The following is a 22,505-nucleotide window of genomic DNA, read 5'->3' on the forward strand; positions in this document are numbered from 1 at the left end:
GGCCTTTTGAGATTGAACGCCAGTACAGTACCATTGATTATGAACATCCTGAAATACCTAAAAACATATTGATTTTTCACAATAGTTACTTGAAAAAACTTTCAATACATCTCCGATCTCAAAAGAGAGACTAATACGATAGAAAATCAATATGTTTTTTAAACTTCTGTGATTTTAAACAAAATTTTTGAAAATGATTTGTAAAATGATTTGTAATATGTAATTTTTTTAAATTATTATCAACAGATGCAGATAACGCTTAATTACTTTTCCATACACAATGGTGAGATGCCATAAAAAAGCTAATTTTACCAGGTAACAAAGACCAGGAGGGTCCTTATTACCTGATAATGAGGCAATCGTGTATATTTAAAATATAAAAGCTATTGATTAGAAAGTGTTTCTTTATGTGCTATACTGCGAATGAGTAAATCGATAAATAAACTAAGAGCGTAAGAGTTGGCTAGCTTTGCTTTCATATTGACAAGGGAAGTTGCTGCTTTAGGGTTGAGACCGTTAGGAGCACCTTGTGATAATAAGTATTGCTGTAATTTCTCATAAGAGCTTTCGATTTTTTCTTGGTTTGGCTCATCACTATTTACACTATTTGTGAGAATATCTTCAAGCCCTTCGATTTTTTTAATGAAATAGTCCCAGTCAAATTCCCCTTTAGTGTATTCAGTATCGAACATTTTACCTTGCCCAGTTAAAAGCCAATTGATATTGACCCCATACAACATACGATATGTTTGTAATACACTGAGATTAGGCTCTCTTTCTCCACGCTCATAAAAAGCAATAGAGTTTTTTGTCATATTAAATTGTTTGGCTAACGTTTCACGCGGTGGATCACCTAAGGCAATACGTATATGACGTAGACGTTTTCCAAATATAGTTTTCGCTTCTGTTTCAGGACGCGCCATGAATTATCTCCCTCAAATAAATCATTACGGTGTGGGCTTTTGTCCATAAAGGCACACAATGTACCATTATACCATTACTTTATAATAACATTTGTAGTCAACATTTATAATTTTAGTTTTCTTATTTTTTTAACTTTTTAGTGAAAATTAAAAAAAACTATAAATTTTTATTAGTATTTTATAATTATTTATCTTTCTTATCTTGAAAAAAATAAATTTGTCAAATTTTCTCTTGTTTTTTCTCAAAGAGATTCCATATAATTCCTTCTGTGTGTATTATGCATTTTATATTGTGTCTTACGATACGGTACTTCGATTATACAAATGTAGGTTGAAGAGATGGACTTTGAGGAACAATCATGGCCCTGTTAGGTTATTTTAGATGGGCTTTTTTCTTCACAATTATCGGTATTTTGGGAGGAGGGCTTATTGGTTGGCTGGAAACAGGGACCATTGTTGGCTGTTTTAAATATTTTTTTATTTGCTGTGTTTTAGGAATTTTAGAAATTTCTTTATCTTTTGATAATTCTATTATCAATGCACGTTTTCTTGGAAAAATGAATCAATTATGGCGTCATCGTTTTTTGACATGGGGCATTTTGATCGCGGTGTTTGGTATGCGAATTATTTTTCCATTGTTGGTGGTTGCTGTTGCTGCTTGGATTAATCCAATTGCTGCAGTTCAATTGGCAATATGGGAGCCTCATCAATATGCTGCAATTTTAACGGATGCTCATGACAGTATTGCAGCTTTTGGTGGAACCTTCCTTATGATGGTTGGCTTAAAATATTTTTTTGATCCAGAAAAAAAAGTACATTGGCTGACTTTTATAGAAAAGCCAGCTCAAAGGCTGAGTTCATTCGTGAGGATTGATATTATAATTATTCTGATTCTCATGTTATTTTTTTCAGGTCAGATTGTAGCAGAAAATAAGTTAACTGTTTTATTAGCAATGCTTTATGGGCTTTTGACATTTTTGATTGTCGAAGCAACTTGTTCACTTTTGGATTCTCAAAAAAATACTTTGATTACAGTTTCTAAAGGAGGAGCAGGTTTGTTTCTGTATTTAGAAGTTTTAGATGCTAGTTTTTCTTTTGATGGTGTTGTAGGTGCTTTTGCCTTTTCTCATAATCTTTTTATCATTGCTATTGGTCTTGGTATTGGTGCATTTTACGTAAGAGCTATAACGATTATGTTGTTTGAAACAGGAACATTATTGCATTATCGTTATCTAGAGCATGGTGCTTTTTATGCAATTTTAGTCTTGGCTGTGATTATGTATATGCAAATTATTATATCTATTCCTGAAGCATTAACAGGGCTCATTGGCATATGTATTATTGGAATGGCATTTTATTCTTCTCTTCGTTTTAAATCTAATAATCTCAGATGAATAAATTACATTGCAATAATAAGAATATGAAGACTTTTTGATTGCTATCATAGTAGTTGGAGGGAGATTAAGAGACCATCAATAATTCTACACCAACTTCATTCATAGCTTTGAGCATCGTATCGAGTGATCCATTTAGATCAATACAAGCACAAGCGTTTAACAAAACCTTGACTTTAAAACCGCATTTTACAGCATGCAGTGCAGAGAATCCAACACAGAAGTCAGTTGCTAAACCGCACATAACTAAAGTTGTAAAATCATGTTCTTTAAGATAACCGTGTAATCCTGTTGGTGTTTTCTGGTCATTTTCAAAGAAGGCGGAATAACTATCAATTTCTTTATTATAGCCTTTCCGAAGGATAAGTTGCGCTTTTTCAACTTTGAGAGATGGATGAAATTCCGCTCCTTGTGTTCCTTGTATACAATGATCAGGCCAAAGTATTTGAGGGCCATAGTCAAGATTAACAGTATCATAAGGAGTTTTCTCTGGATGAAAAGACGCAAAGCTACAGTGGTTTTTGGGGTGCCAATCTTGGGTGAAAATAATATGATCAAAACGAGCTATAAGGTTATTGACAGCAGGGATAATGGCATCGCCTTGTGGTATTGCAAGTGCTCCGCCTGGTAAGAAATCATTTTGAACATCAATAACGATTAAGGTTTGTTTTTTCATGAACTTATTCCAGTTCCAGTGAGCTGGTAGACGCTTTGTGTTTTAAAAGATTATGTTTCATCATGAAGTTTTGAAATGATATGATGAATGTCAGTACTCATTTTATTATCATCAAACCCAAAAAAAGGAATAGATAAATCTTTACGGTAATTGTGATAATTTTTTATCAATTGTAACCATTTGCCAATAGATAGAGAATGGTGGTCAGTAACTGCCATATGTTTGCGCAGAGCTTTGTTAATCATAGGACTTTGGACGTCAGATCCTAGGAGATAGCATTCGTTTTTTAAACGCAGTTCGTACCACATCAAAGGAAAGAATGAATCCCATTTTGGTTTATGACACAAGAGCGAAGAAAAGAGATAGGGATTTTTTATAGCATATTGTATAGCCCATAGGATGAGGAAAGAAGGGGCATAAAGGATAGGCTTATCTTGTAGTTCTGTATGGCATTGATAGATTGGTTTGATACGGTAAGAACATAATTTCAAATCTGGTATAGAAAAAAGAGATGATTTTTTATAACACGTCTCAGGCAGAGCTAAGAGTATTTGCTTTTTTCTTTTCAAAGGAATGTTTTTTTGCATTTAAAGTCGCAGTAGGGCTTGTGAGATCAGAAAAAATATACCAATATAGAACAAGGAGCTATTAGAGCAATAGTTAAATATTATGCGTTACAAAATTTAAGAAAAGCTCCATAACGCAAGTTGCAATAATAAAGAGAAATTTATGGCACGTCAATTTATCTATCATATGGCTGGGCTTAATAAGGCTTATGGCAATAAGAAAATTTTGGAGAATATCCATCTGTCTTTTTATCCAGATGCAAAAATTGGTATTTTAGGTCCAAATGGTGCAGGTAAATCAACCATTTTACGTATTATGGCTGGATTAGATAAAGAATATACAGGAGAAGCATGGCTTGCTGAAGGAGCACGTTGTGGCTATCTTCCGCAAGAACCTGTTCTTAATACACATAAAGATGTGCGTGGAAATGTGATGGAAGGGCTTGCTGATAAGCAAGCAATTGTAGATCGTTACAATGAACTGATGATGAATTATGGTGATGAAACAGCTGATGAAGGTGCTCGACTTCAGGATATTATTGATAGTCAGAATCTTTGGGATTTAGAAAGCCAAGTAGAAATGGCTATGGCTGCTCTTGGTTGTCCATCAGGGAATGAGGATGTGACAAAACTTTCAGGAGGTGAAAAACGGCGTGTTGCCCTTTGTAAATTGCTTTTATCAAAACCTGACTTATTGCTTTTGGATGAACCGACAAATCATTTAGATGCTGAAACAACAGCTTGGCTTGAAAGGCATTTACGTGAATATCCAGGTGCAGTGCTTTTAATTACCCATGATCGTTACTTTCTTGACAATGTAACAGGTTGGATTTTAGAATTAGATCGCGGTAAAGGAATCCCTTATGAGGGTAATTATTCTGCTTATTTGGACGCTAAAGCTAAACGTATAGCACAAGAAAGTCGCGAGGAAGTTGCTCGCCAGCGTGTATTGTCACGCGAGAAAGAGTGGATAGCCTCTAGTCCAAAGGCTCGTCAAGCAAAATCGAAAGCCCGTATTAAGGCTTATGATACATTGGTTCAGGCAGCGCATGAGCGTCATCCTGGGGAGGCGCAGATTATTATTCCTATTGGCGAGAGATTGGGACAGGTTGTTATTGAAGTTGATAATTTGTCAAAAGCATATGGTAATCGTGTATTAATTGATTCTCTTTCTTTCAAGTTGCCTGCAGGCGGTATTGTTGGAGTTATTGGTCCTAATGGTATGGGAAAATCGACCTTATTTAAGATGTTGACTGGGCAAGAGAAATTAGATTCAGGACAGATTCGTATTGGAGAAACAGTTCAAGTGAGTTATGTTGACCAAAGCCGTGATGCATTGGCAGGTGATAAGACTGTTTGGGAAGAAATTTCCGGCGGAAATGAAATCATTAAGTTAGGTAAACATGAAGTGAATAGTCGTGCTTATTGTGGTGCTTTTAACTTTAAAGGTACAGATCAGCAGCAGAAAGTAGCGCAGCTGTCAGGAGGACAGCGCAATCGTGTGCATTTGGCTAAACTTTTGAAAGAAGGAGGAAATGTTCTTCTTCTTGATGAGCCAACAAATGATCTTGATACAGAAACATTGGGTGCGTTAGAAGATGCATTAGAGAGTTTCGCTGGTTGTGCGGTTATTATATCGCATGATCGTATGTTTTTAGATCGATTGGCAACACATATTTTGGCTTTTGAAGGAAATGGCCATGTGGAATGGTTTGAAGGTAATTTTTCTGAATATGAAGCAGATAAGGTTAGCCGTCTTGGGCCAGATTCTATTAATTCTAGGCGTGCCAATTACAAACCTCTTACACGTTAAAACTATTTGTTTTAAGTGGTACTGAGGTGATATTGATATCGTTCGTGCTTTCTTCACGTTTTAAAAGGCGATTTGCGCCCCATTCAATGAGTGTTTTGTTAATTGCATCAAAGACAAAAAAGAGCGCTGAATCTCGATCATAACCTTCACAAAGTAAATTATCATACTCTGTATGTTGATGTCGTATATGAGCAATTGTTGCGAGCCAAACTGCAATGGAAGGAGGAAGATATTTCATAGAGGTTCGTGTAGCAGCAGTATAAATACATTGGCTATCAAGGTATGGAACTTGTGGGATAAGAGTTATTAGTTCTTTAGAAATTTTCTGTTTTCTGCGTATTGTCATAGGAGTTTATTTTCATTTTATTTGATAACACAAAAATGGTACTTTAATTGATCATTTAATGGCTAGTGTGTTGATTAACACATTTTATTTATAGATTTTAGTATCAGTAATTTGGCGCTTAGGAATATAAAGTATATAGTCAAATGTATTTTTATAGAAATAAAGATAATTTTTTTAGCGTGTTTATCGTTAAACTTATGTGATGTTTGCTCTAATAGCTAGGTTATGTGGCAATTTCATATTAGGTATTTGCCATTTTATCATCCTATGGAAGAGAAAAGAAGCATGTGTATTTATCAGTAGTTTATTACAGCTTATTACTGGTTTAGACAGTTGTTCATAACAATTTTAAATTGTAAAAAAAATTTGGTGAAATTTTAATATTTAGTGAAGTTTTTATAAAAGTTAAGATGATTAGAAAGAGTCTGATGACAGATTTTTGAATGGATTTGCTCCAAATTGGATCATTTTTGAATATTTTTTGCCTTAATTTTTCCATTTTTATACTCAAATTGCAATTTTTTTTATGTTTTTTATAAAAAATCATAAGAATTTCTTGTCGTTTAAAATATTTTATATAAAGAAAACTGTGTCATTTACTTTAATGAGTGATGCGAGCAGACAATCAGGGAACCTCTCCCCCCCCCCCGCGTGGATCCCTCAGATTGTCTAACCCGGCTGGAAGAATCTTTCAGTCGGGTTTTTTATTATATGAGTTCTATAACTTTATTCTTGAAAAAAGAAATAGGCTATCTAAGAATTTTGTTGAGTATAACAGGACAACCACGTTAATTAAGTACAACAAGCATAGGTTCGTATCAAAATTTATAAGGTTGGTTTTTAATTTCACGAAAAAATAGAAGAGGTTTAATGATATGAGACTTCGATATTTTATAGTGGATAGATTTTGTTTCTCTTAATATATGGATTATATAGAACATAGTATTCAATCTGTGCAGAAAATCTTGAGCGGTAAACAGAGCAAAAAGGTGATTAATCAACTTCGTTTTTTAGAAAGAAAAAGAGAACGTTATAAAAGATAAGTTTTGAGTACATGTTATATCTTGATTGTACTTTCTTAATATAAGAATTAAAATTTTGAGTTTAGTGTGTCTCTATGGTTTTTAGAATTAGTGGAGAATATGGCAAAATAGACTTAAAATCATTGGTAAACATATATAATTGTCTTAAAATTATGCAGAAAATAATTAATAAGAGTTTACAGTAGAAGGATGTAAAATTTCTTCTGATACAGTTCTGATAACGATTTCAGCAAATTTTTGAGCTTGTTCATTATTTTGTCCGCTTGCAAGAGCAGAAGAAATAGCATCTTTACGCGCTTGATAAACAATTCTTTGTTTTTGTTGATCATTCATTTTGAAAAGGTGCATTGTAACATTCGGGAAAGATATTGCTTCTTCTAACTGCATATTCTTTGTTTTATTCATCTGGTGAGAAACAATTATTCTATTAAATACAAAGCGATAAGCTAGTAAACCAGCTATCAAGATAAATAGCAAAATCAGAATAATGTTACGCCAGCGGAATTTGATCATTTCTAAATCCTAAAATTATAACGTATAAGATTACATCTAAATCACATAATTTTTAAATTATAATTTCATATCTGCTATTTTGGAAATAATATATAAAATAATATATAAAAGACATATATTGTTCTTTTAAGATAAAATTCAATTATATTTTTATATGAATGTGTATTTAAAAATATTGATTACAATAAGTAATTTTTTGAGCACTGGTTTTTAGCCATTATATGCGATGAATGGAAGATTTCAGTTGATCTGATCACAATAGAGTGATGAAATTATTACTAATAAAACCTTGATAAGCTTGTGTTGTAAGTAATCGAATTGTCTCGGTGCTATTTTTCTAATTTAAATTTATTATCATAAGATATCAATGATAAATGTGTTATATTTTTTACTGTATAAAATGAAAAATATAATCAAAATTTTAAAAAATCCTTCTCTAACTATTAGAGATATCTTGAAATTATCTTAATATTTTCATTTTTATGACGTTTTTTGGCTTTTTTATTCAATAAAATACATTTTTAAAATCATTATGGTTCAGGTTACGAATGTATTAGTGAAGAGAGAAAGAATGCAATTTTTAAAAATCTTTTTTAGTACAGCATTTGCTGTATTTTTTGTGTTAAATATTAAAATAGCTTTTGCAGTAATTAGTATTGTAGATTCAAGTAAGAACTTAGAGTTCTCTTCTTCTAATTCTAAGGCTTCTGTTCGTCCTTATGAAGATCTTATCAAAAAAATTGCAATTAAACATAAAGTTCCTATAAATTTGGTGCATGCTGTTATCAGTGTTGAGAGCAACTATAATGCTCATACAAAAGGTTCTTCTGGTGAAATAGGATTGATGCAAATTAAGCCGTCTACTGCACGATGGTTGGGTTTTAACGGTTCTGTAAAAGATCTTTATGAGCCTGCAATTAATCTTGAATATGGTATGCGTTATTTAGCGCGGGCGCATAAACTTAGTAGGGGAGATACGTGTCGTACAGTTCTTAAATATAATGCAGGTCATTCTGCAAAAAAAATGAATTCTATTTCAGCGAGATATTGTTCAAAAGTTAAAACATATTTAGCTTCATTAAAGCAGTAATATGCTTTGTAAGTAGTCTAATTATTTTGATAAGGCTTATAAAATATCCTTTTGTTGCTATTTTCACTTGATGAAAAATATTGTATAAATAAAAAATCAGTCGGCTGGGCAGCCGCGCCTATTAAATATTAAAAAGTAATAGGTGAGGAAAGTCCGGGCTCCATGGAAAAACGATGCCGGGTAACACCCGGCGGGGGTGACCCTAGGGAAAGTGCCACAGAAAGCAAACCGCCTATTTTTATAGGTAAGGGTGAAAGGGTGGGGTAAGAGCCCACCGCACACTCAGTAATGAGTGTGGCAAGGTAAACCCCATCGGGAGCAAGACCGAATAGAAATGATGCGCAAGGCTTGACTTGCAGCCAGTTTCCAGGCGAGTCATTTGGGTAGGTTGCATGAGGCGGATGGTAACATCCGTCCTAGATGAATGGTTGCCATGTAAAGCATAACTTTACTAACAGAACCCGGCTTATAGGCCGACTGATATTTGATATATAATAAAAAATTTACATATATTTTGATAAAAGTGCATATTTTGAGAGTTTTTACGCTCAAAAATAAAGCATTTTTTTAAAAAATTATAACATTTCTTTAAGTATTAATAAGCCAATGTATATAGTGATTCAGCTTTAACTTGACTTGCTCTTTGTAGTAAAAATGAGAGTTAAAGTTTTGGCATATGATAATCTCATATGCCGTCGATGGTTAATGATTTTGTAAAACATAGATCAAGATGGGGTATTTTGAGAAGGCAGGATAGTGGAGTCGAACGCCATATTCCAGTATTGTTGCAGTCAGTATTAGCTGAGCTTGCACCATTAGCTGGATCAAAAGTGATTGATGGCACTTTTGGTGCTGGTGGTTATTCATGCGCCCTATTGAATGCGGGTGCAGAAGTTATCGCTCTTGATCGTGATCCTCATGCAATTCGTGAGGGACAAGCACTTGTTGATCAATTTTTTCCACGTCTCCGTTTAGTTCAAGCAGAGTTTTCACAGTTGGATCATATAGTAGAAGAGAAAGTCGACGCCGTTATTCTTGATATTGGTGTTTCTTCTATGCAACTTGATGAACCTGAACGTGGTTTTTCTTTTCAAAAAGACGGTCCATTAGATATGCGAATGGGGCAGATTGGTTTTACAGCAGCTGATGTTGTTAATTATTTAAAGGCGGATGATTTGGCGCAACTGTTTAAAACATTTGGGGAAGAGCGTTACGCAGTTCGAATTGCTCGGATGATTGAGAAACGTCGTTGTATTCGCCCTTTTTTGCGTACAATTGATCTTGCTCATGCTGTTGAATCTTTAATAGGAAGAAAACCAGGCGATCATATTCATCCTGCAACGCGTGTATTTCAAGCATTACGCATTTATGTTAATAATGAGCTTGCCGAGCTTGCATGTGGTTTATTCGCTGCTGAGCGTGTTTTAAAAGCAGGAGGACGATTGGCAGTCGTTAGCTTTCATTCTCTTGAAGATCGCATGGTAAAAAAATTTTTCTCTGCTCGTTCTGGTCATAAAAAGGGATCACGTTATCTTCCTGAAATAAAATCAGCTCCAGCAACCTTTATTCCTTTGTTTAAAGGTGTGAAAACCCCAACTCAAGAAGAGTTACAGAAAAATCCTCGTGCACGTTCTGCGAGGTTGCGTATGGGGGTACGGACTCAAGAAGTTGCTATTGCAGCAGATATGAAATTATTTGGTTTGGCAGAAATTGTTCGTTTTGAAGGCAGTAAGAAATGATAATTTTTCGCACATTCGATATGATTTTAGTAGTGGTCATGATTTGTATAGCGAGTCTTACTTACAAGGTTAAATATGGGGTCCAAAAACAGATTGGTGAAGTGAAACGTATTGAGCGGGAAATTGCAGAAGAAAAAAATATGGTTAATTTGCTTCATACTGAATGGGCTGTAATGATTGATCCTTCACGCATGAGAAAACTTGCAGAACGTTACAAAAAAGAACTGAGTTTAGAGTTAATACAGCCACGTCAAGTTGTAAAATTAAAAGATATTCCAATGCGTTTGCAAGATAAAATTGAAGAATTGATCAAGCAGAATACCTTTGAAGACGATGATAAAGCTTTTTTAGCTGAGAATCGTAGTGTTCATAGAAATAGTTTTGTTCAAAAAGGTGGGCGGTGATGCAATTGTCGTTCTTATTTTCACAAAAGAACAATTATTCAAATAATCAGTTAAAATCTTTACCTTCTTCTATGTATCAGCCGTATTCTAATCGTCTACGTTTGATTTTTGCTTTATTGTGTTTTCTTTTTCTTTATGGGCTTATAGGGAAATGCCTTATTTTTTATGGGATTAAAGGTGGTCAAATTGAAGAAGGAAAAGGGCCGTTGATAGTGCAATTAGCTTCTCGACCTGATATTGTTGATCGCAATGGGCGTTTATTAGCAAAAGATATTACAACTTATTCGCTTTTTGCTGAACCACGTCGTATTATTGATGTAGATGAGACGATCGAATTAATCTCAACAGTTTTGCCAAAACTGAATTGGCAGGAAGTCCATAAACGTTTAAAAAGAAATTCTGGTTTTTCTTGGATCCAACGTGGATTAACTCCAACGCAAAAGGCGCAAATTATGGAACTTGGCATTCCAGGTATTGGTTTTCGTACTGAAATACGTCGTTTTTATCCAGGAGGATCTATAGCTTCACATATTCTTGGTATGGTCAATGTTGATAATCAAGGCTTGGCTGGCATGGAAAAATATATTGATGATAATGGATTGAGCGTTCTTCGTGCTACCGGTCTTGCTACAGAGGAATCATTGAAGCCAGTGCAACTTTCTATTGATATACGTGTTCAGGCAATTGTACATGATGAATTGATGGAAGCCATGAAACGTTATCGAGCAATTGCTGCGGGTGCTATTATTTTAAACATTTATACAGGTGAAGTTTTAGCATTGGCATCAGTGCCAGATTTTTCTCCTGCAAATCCTGTTGATGCTCTTAAAAGTGACCGCTTTAATCGCATGACCGCTGGAACTTTTGAAATGGGGTCAATTATTAAAAGTTTCACCACAGCAATGGCGCTTGATTCAGGGCTTTTTGATTTAAACAGTATTATTGATGCTTCCCAACCAATTCAAGCAAGTCGTAATCATTTTATTCGTGATTTTCATGGGAAAAATCGCCTTTTAAAATTGTGGGAAGTTTTTATTTATTCTTCTAATATTGGTTCTGCTAGAGAGGCATTGGCAATAGGAGTAGATGGACATCGTAATTTTTTAAAACGACTTGGTTTACTTGAGCGTATATCAACGGAATTGCCTGAAGTGGCCCAACCGATTTATCCCCATTATTGGAAGGATATCAATTCTATGACGATTTCTTTTGGACATGGTATGGCAACAACGCCATTGCAAACAGCAGTGGCTGCTGCTGCTTTAATGAATAGTGGTTTGTTAATTAATCCTACATTTTTAAAACGCTCTAAAAAAGAGGCTTTGAAATATGCTAAGCAGGTTCTTCATCCTCAAACAAGCCAAGATATGCGTTATCTTTATAAGTTAAATAGTGATATTGGTTCGGGGCGTAATGCAAAGGTAGTAGGTTATCGTATTGGTGGTAAGACAGGAACATCTGAAAAAGTTGAAAATGGAAAGTATTCTAAAGTAAAGAACTTTAATAGCTTTTTGGCTGCTTTTCCTATAGATAATCCTTCTTATATTGTCTTAACAATTATTGATGAGCCTAAGCCAGAAGATGGAAAACATTCAGCAACAGCAGCAATGAATGCAGCTCCAATGCTTGCCAACATCATTCGACGTTCAGCTATTTTTCTTGGAATAGAACCGGATTTTAAAAAAGAGTATCAACCAATTGTAAGAACAAAAAGCAATTTGAGATTACCGAAAACAACAATGAAAAACTAATATAAAGGTAAATAGCCGTGTTGCTTGGAGAATTATTTATAGAGTGTATTAAAGATGATTGTCTTGCCTCAATCGAAATTACAGGGATAAGTGCTGATTCTCGTCAAGTATTACCGGGTTATGTTTTTGTGGCCCTTAAGGGAAATCAAAGCGACGGCAAAAAGTATGTAAATGATGCCATACAGCGTGGTGCACGGGTCATTATTACAGATAATAATTTTGTTTTCGAGAACTTATCTATTCCTGTTATTCATGTGTTGGATGTACGTCATAAATTAGCTATAGCAGCTGCCCGTTTTTATAATTCTCAACCTGAAACAGTGGTTGCTGTTACAGGTACAAGCGGTAAGACATCGGTTGTGTCTTTTGTTCGGCAAATTTGGGAATATATTGGTTTTTGTGCTGCTAGTATAGGAACAGTAGGCGTTGTATCACCTAAACGTCATGATATTGGTTCTCTAACCACACCTGATCCAGTAATGTTACAGCGTTTATTATGTGAAATTGCTAATGATGAAGGTGTTACACATGCAGCCTTTGAAGCTTCTTCACATGGGCTTGATCAATGTCGGATTGATGGAGTGCATTTAGCGGCAGCTGCTTTTACCAATTTAGGGCGTGATCATATGGATTATCACAAGTCCATAGAGCATTATTTCCATGCTAAGATGAGACTATTTCATACGCTTTTACCGCAAGATGCACCTGCTCTTATCTTTGCAGATGATGTTTACTCACAAAAGGTTATCGATACTGTTAGACAAGCTCACCGGCAAGTTCTGACAATTGGTCGCACAGGAAAATTCATCACGCTTAATCGTGTTGAACATCAACGATTAAAACAACGTGTTGAATGTCGGATGGGAAATAATATTTATACATTTGATTTGCCACTTGCTGGTGATTTTCAAGTAACTAATGCACTTATGGCTGCAGGTTTAGCGATTGCGACAAATGCACCTCCAGATATGGTTTTTCGTTCTCTTGAAAAATTGCAAGGGGCACCTGGCCGATTAGAATTAGTTGGAAACACAGAAGATGGTGCACCTGTTTACGTCGATTATGCGCACAAGCCAGAAGCTTTAGAGCAGGTGTTACTTTCTGTTCGTCCTTTTACACAGGGACGTTTAATTCTTGTTTTTGGTTGTGGTGGTGATCGTGATCAAGGAAAGAGAGCTTTGATGGGAAAAATTGCAGGAAATAAAGCTGATATTATGATTGTAACCGATGATAATCCTCGCACGGAAGCACCGGAGAAAATTCGAAAAGATATTTTACAAGCAGTGCCGGAAGCAATAGAAATAGCGGATCGTGGTCAAGCAATTGAGTATGCGGTGGGATTGCTGAAAGCTGGAGATACATTAATTGTTGCAGGTAAAGGTCATGAAAATGGACAAATTATAGGCCAAGAGATATATCCTTTTTCAGATCGTTTGAAAGTAATTGCTGCTTTAAAGGAGCGGAATAAGTGATAGCTTTATGGGATAAACAGGCACTCATTTCTGCAATGGATGGTTTTACAGTTGGATGTTTACCAGAAATTTTTTCTGGGGTTTCTATTGATAGTCGGACTCTTGTTGCAGGTGATGTTTTTTTCTGCATTAAAGGGCACCATCTTGATGGTCATGATTTTGCGGCGCACGCCTATGCACAAGGTGCTGGAGTTTTAGTGGTTGCACAAAATCGTTTAGACGAAATGAAAAAAATAACAGCTCCATTGATTGTCGTTCCTGATGTTTTGCAGGCATTAGAAAAGCTCGCGCAAGCAGCACGTAAACGTTCAAAAGCTAGAATTATAGCTATTACAGGCTCTGTGGGAAAAACAACTACAAAAGAAGCTCTTAAACAAGCACTTGAAACTGTTGGAAAGGTTCATGCTAATCTTGCTTCTTTGAATAATTGTTGGGGTGTTCCACTGACTTTGGCACGAATGCCTATAGATAGTGATTATGGTATCTTTGAAATTGGTATGAATCATAAAAATGAAATTCGTCCTTTGGTGAAGTTGGTTTGTCCGCATGTGGTATTAATCACTCGTATTGCAGCTGGGCATATGGAATTTTTCAAAGATCTTGAAGAAGTTGCAGATGCCAAGGCTGAAATTTTTGAAGGATTAGACAAAAATGGTATAGCTCTTTTAAACGCAGATGATCATTTTTTTTCTTATTTGCTTAAAAAAGCAAAACAATGTGGTGTGAAAGAAATTCGAAGTTTTGGCCGTTCTAATTCTGCTGATTATCAAGTGAAGGAGGTTCACCTTTTAGAGAATTGCTCTTGTATGGTTGTACATTTTGATCAGAAAGATATGATGATTAAAATTGGTGCGCCTGGTCAACATATGGTACAAAATGGTTTAAGTGTTCTTGCAGCTTGTGATACGGTTTGTGCTGATTTGGCACATGTTACGCTCGCTTTGGGTCGTTTTTCTCTTCAAAAAGGCCGTGGAGCTCTTTATAAGCTGTCTTTATCAAATGGTGGTATGTTTCATTTAATCGATGAAAGTTACAATGCTAATCCTGTTTCTATGAGGACTGCTCTTGATCTTCTTGCAACAGGACCAATAGGTGTAGGTGGGAGACGAATTGCTATTTTGGGTGATATGCTTGAATTAGGGGACCATAGTGAAAAATTACATCGTGATTTGTTGGAATCCATTCGTGTTTCTGGTGCTGATTTGGTTTTTTTGGTTGGTAAAGAAATGGGCGTTTTAGCCAGTGATCTTTCTGCTTATGTTACTGTTTATCATGCTGAAAATATTGAGGAAATTGTTCCGCTTGTTTTTTCAGAAATTTCAAATGGGGATCTTATTATGATTAAATCATCACACCATATTTATTTATCAAATATTGTGGCTGAAATTCTTAATCGCTATAAAGTCATTTCTTGATAATTTTATTAGGTTTTTTCGCTATGATGCTATTTTTTTCCTTGCTGAATGATTGGATTCCAGGTGTTAATGTTTTTCGGTATATTACTTTTCGAACTGTTGCAGCTATCTTGACATCAGGTTTGATTGTTTTTTTGTTTAGTCCAAGTATTATTGCTTTTCTCAAAAGTCGGCAGGGGAAAGGACAACCAATTCGAACTGATGGACCTCAAACTCACTTTAAAAAAGCTGGAACACCTACTATGGGTGGATTAATGATTTTAATTGGTATTATGATATCGGCATTTTTATGGTGTGATTTATTAAATATTTATTTTTGGGTTTCGTTATTTGTTATGCTTTCTTTTGGGATAATTGGTTTTTATGATGATTATCTTAAAGTGACAAAGCAAACGCATAAAGGTTTTTCTGGAAAAGCGCGATTAAGTTTGGAATTTGTAATCGCAGTCATTGCGTGTTTTATTATTTTAAAAGTTGGCTCACCAGGATTAGCTTTGCCTTTTGTAAAGGATTATTTTATTAATTTGGGTTGGTTTTTTATTCCTTTTACTGCTTGTGTTATCGTAGGTACTGGTAATGCTGTTAATTTAACGGACGGTCTTGATGGGCTTGCTATTGTTCCTGTGATGGTTGTCTCTTTATCTTTTGCATTGATTGCTTATCTGTCTGGGAATATGAATTTTGCTGATTATTTACAAATTCATTATGTGGCAGGCACGGGTGAGTTAGCTGTTTTACTTGGAGCAGTTTTTGGTTCTGGACTGGGCTTTTTATGGTATAATGCACCTCCAGCAGCTATTTTTATGGGAGATACTGGTTCTTTGGCTCTTGGCGGGTTGCTAGGTGTTATTGCTGTTGCCACGAAGCACGAAATTGTTTTAGCTATTATTGGTGGACTTTTTGTTTTAGAAGCGATGTCAGTTATTATTCAAGTAGGTTGGTTCAAACTGACGAAAACGCGTGTGTTTCTTATGGCGCCAATTCACCATCATTTTGAGAAAAAAGGTTGGACAGAAAGTCAGATTGTGATACGTTTTTGGATTATTACGATTGTCTTAGCATTGATTGGTCTTTCAACACTTAAATTGAGGTGAAATCTTGATTTCTGTTGAGTGTTATAAAGGTCAAAAAGTTGCTGTATTTGGGTTAGGGAAATCAGGAATAGCTACAGCAAAAGTTTTAATTGCTTGTGGTACAGAAGTAGTTGCTTGGGATGATAATTGTTCTAGTGTGGAAGCTGCTTGTAAGGAAAATATTCCCACAAAGAATCTGTATTATGAAGATTGGACAGAATTTGTTGCGTTGATTTTAGCTCCTGGAGTGCCTTTAACTTATCCAAGGCCACATTGGGTTGTTGAAAAAGCGCGTCAAGAAAATATCGAAATTATCGGTGATATTGAGCTATTTGTTCGTGCACGTAATCTTTTTTTACAGCAAAATGGTTTTGATGACCAGGATGTTCCATTTATTGCTATTACAGGTACAAATGGTAAATCAACAACCACTGCTTTACTTGCTCATCTTTTAGAAAAAATGGGTTATGATGTGCAAATGGGAGGTAATATTGGAACAGCAATATTAACGCTTAAGCCATTTGTAAAAAAACGTATTTATGTTATTGAATGTTCGTCATTTCAAATAGAATTAGCTCCGTCTCTTCAGCCAACTGTTGGTCTTTTGTTGAATTTAACACCTGATCATATTGATCGCCATGGTAGCTTTGAACGCTATGTGCAGGTCAAAGAACGCGTTGTTTCTAGAGCTTCTCGTGCTCTTATTTCAATTGATAGTTTGGTTTGCTGTGCTTTATATCAAAAGCTTTTTGATGAAGGTTATCCAATTGATCCAGTGTCTAAAGAGCATGTTGTTAAAAATGGTTTTTATGTAGAAGGAACAAAACTTTTTGCTATTTATCATGGGCAACATCATATGCTTGCAGATTTGGCAAATATAGCTTCATTACGTGGAAGTCATAATGCAGAAAATGCTCTTATGGCTTTAGCGACTTTGCAGATATTAAAAATTACTACCTTAGATATAGAAGAGCATTTAGCAAGCTATTTAGGGCTTGCGCATCGAATGCAACAGGTGTGTAAAATTGGATCTATTTTGTTTATTAATGATAGTAAGGCTACCAATGCAGAGGCATCTGTTCCTGCACTGACTACTTTTAATAATATTTTTTGGATTGTTGGAGGGCAGGCAAAAGAAGGTGGGATTGATGCTCTTAAAGGATTTTTTTATAAAATTCGTAAAGCATATTTAATTGGTAGTGCAGCGGAAAATTTTGCGCGCATTATCGGTTCTGCTTTTCCTTTTTCGATGAGTTTGACTTTAGAAAATGCAGTCCGCGAAGCGGCTAGTGATGCAGCCCGTGATAGTGATGCAGCCCGTGATATGGAGAAAGAAGCTGTGGTTCTGTTTTCTCCAGCTTGTGCAAGTTATGATCAATTTAAGAATTATGAGGTACGTGGAGAGACTTTTGTTTCTCTTGTTATGCAGTTAAAGAAGCAAGAATTGTAAAAAGTTATTTTATGTTAACCGTCGAGAATCTTTTTGAGTGTAATTTAGATTAAATTGCTCATCAAAGATATTAGGAAAATCACATTATTTCTTTTAGATGTGATTATAAAAGGTAAAGTGAAGATGATGATAACTCGTGCAGATCGAGGCCCAATCTCTAATTGGTGGTGGACAATTGATCGCTCTATCTTTACTGCTTGTTTGATTCTTATGGGAATTGGTATCATGCTATCTTTTGCAGCTAGCCCCTCTGTTGCAAAAAAAATTGGAATTTCTGATAGTTTTTATTTTGTTCGTTGGCATATTATTTTTAGTATTCCTGCATTTGTGATTATGATTACTATTTCTTTTTTTTCGCCTCGTAATATTCGCCGCTTATGTATTTTGTTATTGTTTGCAACGCTTGTACTTATGATTGCAACTTTATTATTTGGTCTTGAGTTAAAAGGGGCACGGCGTTGGATTTCTGTGTTTGGTATTTCTTTACAAGCATCGGAATTTATGAAACCGGCTTTTGTTATTATATCTGCTTGGCTTTTTGCGGAACAGCTACAGCGTAAAAGCGTTCTTATCTGTATATTGGTTATTGCACTATATGTGATTTGTTGTACGCTTCTTATTTTGCAACCAGATATTGGTCAAACACTTTTAATAAGTGCAACATGGGGTGGCTTATTTTTTATTGCAGGTATGCCTCTTATTGTCGTCTTCTTATTTCTTATTTTGGGCATTTTAGGAGGCTTTTTAGCTTATTTTTTTGTTCATCATGTCCGTGAACGTATCAATGGTTTTTTAACAGGGGAAGGTAATACATTTCAGGTTGATGTAGGGCGTGAAGCTATTTTAAATGGTGGATGGTTTGGTAGAGGTCCTGGTGAGGGTACAGTGAAACGTATTATTCCTGATAGCCATACAGATTTTGTATTTTCTGTTGCAGCTGAAGAATATGGTATTATTTTGTGTTTATTGATTACAGCACTTTTTGGTTTTATTGTTATACGTTCTCTTTATATAGCGTTGAACACTCGTGATATCTTCACACGTTTTGGTATTGCTGGTATAGCAATGATAATTGGTTTTCAATCAGCAATTAATATGGCGGTTAATCTTCACCTAATGCCTCCAAAGGGTATGACGCTACCCTTTATTTCTTATGGTGGCTCATCTATGGTAGCAATTGCAATTTCGATAGGTATTTTACTGAGTTTGACACGTCGTTGGCCAGAAGCGCGTATTTCAACTGTTTTATCAACTTTTGTTTCGGATACTGCTGATGACACATAAAAAAGTTATTGTTTTATCTGCTGGTGGTACAGGTGGGCATCTTTTCCCTGCAGAAGCGCTTGCTGTTGAACTGAGAGAGCGTGGATACGATGTTCATTTGATGACAGATAAAAGAGCTAAGCGTTTTGTCCGCCATTTTGATGAGAAACATATTCATGTTATTTCATCGGCAACCTTTGTAAGACGTCATCCTTTTGCACTTATAAAAACATTTTGGTATTTGCTAAAGGGAATGTTTCAATCATGGATGCTTTTTTATAAATTGCAACCTGTTCTTGTCGGTGGGTTTGGTGGTTATCCTACCTTTCCACCACTTTTAGTTGCTACCTTAATAGGATATAAGACATTTATTCATGAGCAAAATGCTGTTATGGGACGTGCTAATAGATTATTGGCGTCTAGAGTCAATGCTATTGCCGGTGGTTTATTATCAGCTAACAGTGTTTATGCTCATAAAACATTCATAACAGGTAATCCTGTTCGTAAGGCTATTCTTCAAGCTGCAAAGATTCCTTATTGTCCTTCTATAGGTGAACAACCATTTCATTTTTTGGTTTTTGGTGGAAGCCAAGGGGCAGCTTTTTTTTCACAAGTTGTTCCTGGAGCAGTTACCTTACTTGATCAAAGTATACGGAAACGTTTACGCATTGTTCAGCAGGTTTATGATGAAACCATAGATCTCATGAAAATTTATCATGATATGGGAGTGCAGGCAGAAGTTGCACGTTTTTTTGATAATATGGCTGAACATATCGCTCAATCCCATTTTATTATGTCACGTGCTGGTGCTTCGACAGTTTGTGAAATAGCTGTGATTGGTCGGCCAGCTTTATTTATTCCATATCCTTACGCTCTAGATCACGATCAAGCAGAGAATGCTGCTAAACTTTCTGAAATAGGAGGAGCACAGATTATAGTAGAGAAAAATTTAGATACGCAAAGACTTGCTTCTCTCTTGACAAAAGTTTGTTGTGAGCCACACTTATTGGAAAAACAAGCACTGTCTGCAAAAAAAGTTGGGCAACCTTATGCAACCGTTATTTTGGCAAATATGGTTGAAGCATTGATTTTAGAACGATCATTATTAGATATTAAAAAGGAGTTATTTGATGAAAATGCCGCTTAATATTGGCCTTATCCACTTTGTAGGAATTGGAGGTATAGGTATGAGCGGAATTGCTGAAGTTCTTCATAATCTTGGTTATAAAGTTCAAGGATCTGATCAAACTTATAACGCAAATGTTGAACGCTTACAGAATAAGGGAATTAATATTTGTATAGGACATCGTGCTGAAAATTTGGGAGCAGCGGAAGTTGTTATTATTTCTACTGCTATTAAGAAAACAAATCCTGAATATATTGCTGCCCAAAAAAGGCATTTACCAGTTGTTAAGCGAGCAGAAATGCTTGCTGAGTTAATGCGTTTTCGTCGGACAATTGCTATTGGTGGTACGCACGGAAAAACAACAACTACGTCAATGGTAGCTGCACTTCTTGATGCAGGTCATTTTGATCCGATAGTCATTAATGGCGGTATTATAAATGCTTACGGGACTAATGCACGTATGGGAGATGGGGATTGGATGGTGGTTGAGGCTGATGAAAGTGATGGGACGTTTTTAAAATTGCCAGCTGATATAGCAGTTGTTACCAATATCGATGTTGAGCATTTAGACCATTATGGCAATTTTAATGCTATACGTGAAGCTTTTCGGCAGTTTGTAGAAAATGTGCCTTTTTATGGTTTTGCCGTTATGTGTATTGACCACCCAGAAGTTCAGACATTAGCTAGTCGTATTCATGATCGTTGGGTGATTACGTATGGCGCAAATCCACAAGCAGATATTCGTTTTCTTAATCTTTCAATGGAGGGTCAAAAAGCGTGTTTCGATATTCTTATTCGATCACGAAAAACAGGTGAAAAAACTGAAATCAACAATTTGATTTTACCGATGTCGGGGAAGCATAATGTTTCTAATGCTACTGCAGCAATTGCTATTGCACATGAACTCGGCATTTCACCTGAAGCTATAAAGAAAGGATTAGCAGAGTTTGGTGGTGTTAAACGGCGTTTTACGAAAACAGGGAATTGGAACGGAGTTGAGATATTTGATGATTATGGGCATCATCCAGTTGAAATAAAAGCAGTTTTGCATGCAGCACGTGAGAGCGCAAAAGGAAATATCATTGCGATTATGCAACCACATCGTTATACGCGCTTGTATCATCTATTTGATGATTTTTCTACTTGTTTTAATGATGCGGATACAGTGATGATTACACCGGTTTATGCAGCTGGTGAAGAGCCAATAGCTGGTTTTGGTTCTAAAGAATTAGTTGAGCATATTCAGATGGCTGGCCACCGTGATGTGCATCTGATTAATAGTTTAGAAGATACTATTTCTATTGTATCTAGGTTAGCTAAATCTGGTGATTATGTGGTTTTTCTGGGTGCTGGTAGCATCACACAATGGGCTTACGCACTGCCCGATCAATTAATGGTACTTGATAACAATGACAAATTTTCGGCCGATTGATGGTGAAGGGCTGTTAAAAAAATTACAGCCGGCGTTACGTGGTATACGAGGCAAATTAATGCCTAATGTCAATATGCGTAAGGTAACATGGTTTCGCACCGGTGGACTCGCTGAGATTTTTTATCAACCTTCTGATGAAGCAGATTTAGTTTTATTTTTTCAGTCTTTGCCTGAAACCATTCCTGTAACGATTGTGGGGATTGGTTCTAATCTTCTGGTCCGTGATGGAGGTATCCCTGGTATTGTTGTTCGTCTTTCCGCAAAAGGTTTTGGGCAGTTGAAGCAAGTGTCATCAAAACGCTTTTTGGTTGGCGCTGCGGTAGCGGGTAAACATTTGGCTGCAGCAGCTTTAGAAGCGGAACTTTCTGGTTTTCATTTTTATCATGGTATTCCTGGTGGTTGTGGAGGAGCATTAAAAATGAATGCTGGAGCTAATGGTATTGAAACTGCTGAGCGTGTTGTTGAAGTTTATGCGCTTGATCGTAAAGGACAACGCCATATATTGAGTGTGAACGATATACATTATTCTTATCGTTGTTGCGATGTTCCTGATGATTTTGTTTTTGTTGCTGCCTTATTGGAAGGGGAGCAAGGGAATAGACATCATATCCGCGCAGCTATGGAGGAAGTTGCTTTGCATCGGCAGAAGGTACAACCTATTCGTGAAAAAACAGGTGGATCCACTTTTCGTAATCCTGTAGGTACATCTGCATGGCGTGTTATTGATGAGGCTGGGTGCCGTGGTTTAAAAATTGGGGGTGCTCAAATGAGTGAGATGCACTGTAATTTTATGATTAATATTGATCAAGCAACAGGTTATGATCTTGAAAAATTAGGAGAAACAGTACGTGCTCGTGTTTTTGCTCATTCAGGACATTTATTACAGTGGGAAATACAGCGTATTGGCCAATTTGAACAAGATCGTATAGTCTCTCTTTTTGATCAGAATAATTGATTTTTTTATAACTAAAAAAATTGAGTCATTTCAAAGAGATAAGAAAAAAATCTATTAAAAA

19 protein-coding genes and 1 other RNA gene are annotated in these 22,505 nt (G+C 35.8%); 15 read left to right on the forward strand and 5 right to left on the reverse strand.

Features of this window, described 5'->3' with window-relative positions:
- Positions 1 to 383: 383 nt before the first annotated feature.
- Positions 384 to 923: a helix-turn-helix domain-containing protein gene (locus Bho11B_RS02910; protein ID WP_078673619.1), complete on the reverse strand. Its 540-nt coding sequence runs from the start codon at positions 921 to 923 to the stop codon at positions 384 to 386.
- Between the two features lie 359 nt (positions 924 to 1,282).
- Between Bho11B_RS02910 and Bho11B_RS02915 the strand changes: the two genes are divergently transcribed.
- Positions 1,283 to 2,317: a DUF475 domain-containing protein gene (locus tag Bho11B_RS02915; protein WP_078673620.1), complete on the forward strand. Its 1,035-nt coding sequence runs from the start codon at positions 1,283 to 1,285 to the stop codon at positions 2,315 to 2,317.
- 67 nt (positions 2,318 to 2,384) lie between these two features.
- On the opposite strand, the gene pncA is transcribed toward Bho11B_RS02915, so the two are convergent.
- Positions 2,385 to 2,993: a bifunctional nicotinamidase/pyrazinamidase gene (gene pncA, locus Bho11B_RS02920; RefSeq protein ID WP_078673621.1), complete on the reverse strand. Its 609-nt coding sequence runs from the start codon at positions 2,991 to 2,993 to the stop codon at positions 2,385 to 2,387.
- Positions 2,994 to 3,043: 50 nt separating this feature from the next.
- A complete protein-coding gene (locus Bho11B_RS02925) occupies positions 3,044 to 3,580 on the reverse strand; it encodes a hypothetical protein (RefSeq protein ID WP_078673622.1) in 537 nt (178 codons plus the stop codon).
- Between the two features lie 142 nt (positions 3,581 to 3,722).
- Here Bho11B_RS02925 and ettA point away from each other — a divergent pair, with 142 nt between their 5' ends.
- A complete protein-coding gene (ettA, locus tag Bho11B_RS02930) occupies positions 3,723 to 5,372 on the forward strand; it encodes an energy-dependent translational throttle protein EttA (RefSeq protein ID WP_078673623.1) in 1,650 nt (549 codons plus the stop codon).
- Here the strand turns inward: ettA and Bho11B_RS02935 are convergent.
- Entirely contained in the window at positions 5,362 to 5,718 is a 357-nt protein-coding gene (locus Bho11B_RS02935) for a DUF2293 domain-containing protein (RefSeq protein ID WP_078673624.1), read from the reverse strand. The two genes, ettA and Bho11B_RS02935, sit on opposite strands and share 11 nt — an antisense overlap.
- Positions 5,719 to 6,926: 1,208 nt before the next feature.
- Positions 6,927 to 7,274, reverse strand: coding sequence for a hypothetical protein (locus Bho11B_RS02945; protein WP_051668841.1), 348 nt, complete (start codon positions 7,272 to 7,274; stop codon positions 6,927 to 6,929).
- Between the two features lie 571 nt (positions 7,275 to 7,845).
- Here Bho11B_RS02945 and Bho11B_RS02950 point away from each other — a divergent pair.
- The 13 genes from Bho11B_RS02950 (at position 7,846) to murB (ending at position 22,444) form a co-directional block, all read left to right on the forward strand.
- Positions 7,846 to 8,364 carry a lytic transglycosylase domain-containing protein gene (locus Bho11B_RS02950; protein ID WP_078673626.1) on the forward strand — a complete coding sequence of 173 codons (519 nt, stop codon included), beginning with the start codon at positions 7,846 to 7,848 and terminating at the stop codon, positions 8,362 to 8,364.
- Positions 8,365 to 8,460: 96 nt separating this feature from the next.
- Positions 8,461 to 8,849: RNase P RNA component class A (rnpB, locus tag Bho11B_RS02955), an RNA gene on the forward strand.
- Positions 8,850 to 9,062: 213 nt separating this feature from the next.
- Positions 9,063 to 10,103 (forward strand): 16S rRNA (cytosine(1402)-N(4))-methyltransferase RsmH, encoded by a 1,041-nt coding sequence (gene rsmH, locus Bho11B_RS02960; protein WP_078674086.1) that lies wholly within the window; start codon positions 9,063 to 9,065, stop codon positions 10,101 to 10,103.
- Positions 10,100 to 10,507, forward strand: coding sequence for a hypothetical protein (locus Bho11B_RS02965; RefSeq protein ID WP_078673627.1), 408 nt, complete (start codon positions 10,100 to 10,102; stop codon positions 10,505 to 10,507). The genes rsmH and Bho11B_RS02965 overlap by 4 nt, the downstream gene beginning before the upstream one ends.
- Positions 10,507 to 12,258, forward strand: a complete 1,752-nt coding sequence (locus Bho11B_RS02970) for a penicillin-binding protein 2 (RefSeq protein WP_078673628.1) — start codon at positions 10,507 to 10,509, stop codon at positions 12,256 to 12,258. The genes Bho11B_RS02965 and Bho11B_RS02970 overlap by 1 nt, the downstream gene beginning before the upstream one ends.
- Before the next feature lie 17 nt (positions 12,259 to 12,275).
- Entirely contained in the window at positions 12,276 to 13,730 is a 1,455-nt protein-coding gene (locus tag Bho11B_RS02975) for a UDP-N-acetylmuramoyl-L-alanyl-D-glutamate--2,6-diaminopimelate ligase (protein WP_078673629.1), read from the forward strand.
- The gene (gene murF / locus Bho11B_RS02980) at positions 13,727 to 15,145 is read left to right on the forward strand and encodes a UDP-N-acetylmuramoyl-tripeptide--D-alanyl-D-alanine ligase (RefSeq protein ID WP_078673630.1); all 1,419 of its coding nucleotides are present in this window, start codon (positions 13,727 to 13,729) and stop codon (positions 15,143 to 15,145) included. The genes Bho11B_RS02975 and murF overlap by 4 nt, the downstream gene beginning before the upstream one ends.
- 23 nt (positions 15,146 to 15,168) lie before the next feature.
- Positions 15,169 to 16,239 carry a phospho-N-acetylmuramoyl-pentapeptide-transferase gene (mraY, locus tag Bho11B_RS02985; RefSeq protein ID WP_078674087.1) on the forward strand — a complete coding sequence of 357 codons (1,071 nt, stop codon included), beginning with the start codon at positions 15,169 to 15,171 and terminating at the stop codon, positions 16,237 to 16,239.
- A 4-nt stretch (positions 16,240 to 16,243) separates the two neighbouring features.
- Positions 16,244 to 17,668 carry a UDP-N-acetylmuramoyl-L-alanine--D-glutamate ligase gene (murD, locus tag Bho11B_RS02990; RefSeq protein WP_078673631.1) on the forward strand — a complete coding sequence of 475 codons (1,425 nt, stop codon included), beginning with the start codon at positions 16,244 to 16,246 and terminating at the stop codon, positions 17,666 to 17,668.
- 126 nt (positions 17,669 to 17,794) lie between these two features.
- Positions 17,795 to 18,952 carry an FtsW/RodA/SpoVE family cell cycle protein gene (locus tag Bho11B_RS02995; RefSeq protein ID WP_078674088.1) on the forward strand — a complete coding sequence of 386 codons (1,158 nt, stop codon included), beginning with the start codon at positions 17,795 to 17,797 and terminating at the stop codon, positions 18,950 to 18,952.
- Positions 18,942 to 20,078 (forward strand): undecaprenyldiphospho-muramoylpentapeptide beta-N-acetylglucosaminyltransferase, encoded by a 1,137-nt coding sequence (murG, locus tag Bho11B_RS03000; RefSeq protein WP_035006187.1) that lies wholly within the window; start codon positions 18,942 to 18,944, stop codon positions 20,076 to 20,078. Before Bho11B_RS02995 ends, murG begins: the two co-directional genes overlap by 11 nt.
- The gene (gene murC, locus Bho11B_RS03005) at positions 20,062 to 21,489 is read left to right on the forward strand and encodes a UDP-N-acetylmuramate--L-alanine ligase (protein WP_078673632.1); all 1,428 of its coding nucleotides are present in this window, start codon (positions 20,062 to 20,064) and stop codon (positions 21,487 to 21,489) included. Before murG ends, murC begins: the two co-directional genes overlap by 17 nt.
- Positions 21,467 to 22,444: a UDP-N-acetylmuramate dehydrogenase gene (gene murB, locus Bho11B_RS03010; protein WP_035006184.1), complete on the forward strand. Its 978-nt coding sequence runs from the start codon at positions 21,467 to 21,469 to the stop codon at positions 22,442 to 22,444. Before murC ends, murB begins: the two co-directional genes overlap by 23 nt.
- Positions 22,445 to 22,505: the final 61 nt, after the last annotated feature.

Origin of the sequence: Bartonella sp. 11B (assembly GCF_002022625.1) — a bacterium.
Lineage (GTDB): Bacteria > Pseudomonadota > Alphaproteobacteria > Rhizobiales > Rhizobiaceae > Bartonella > Bartonella rochalimae.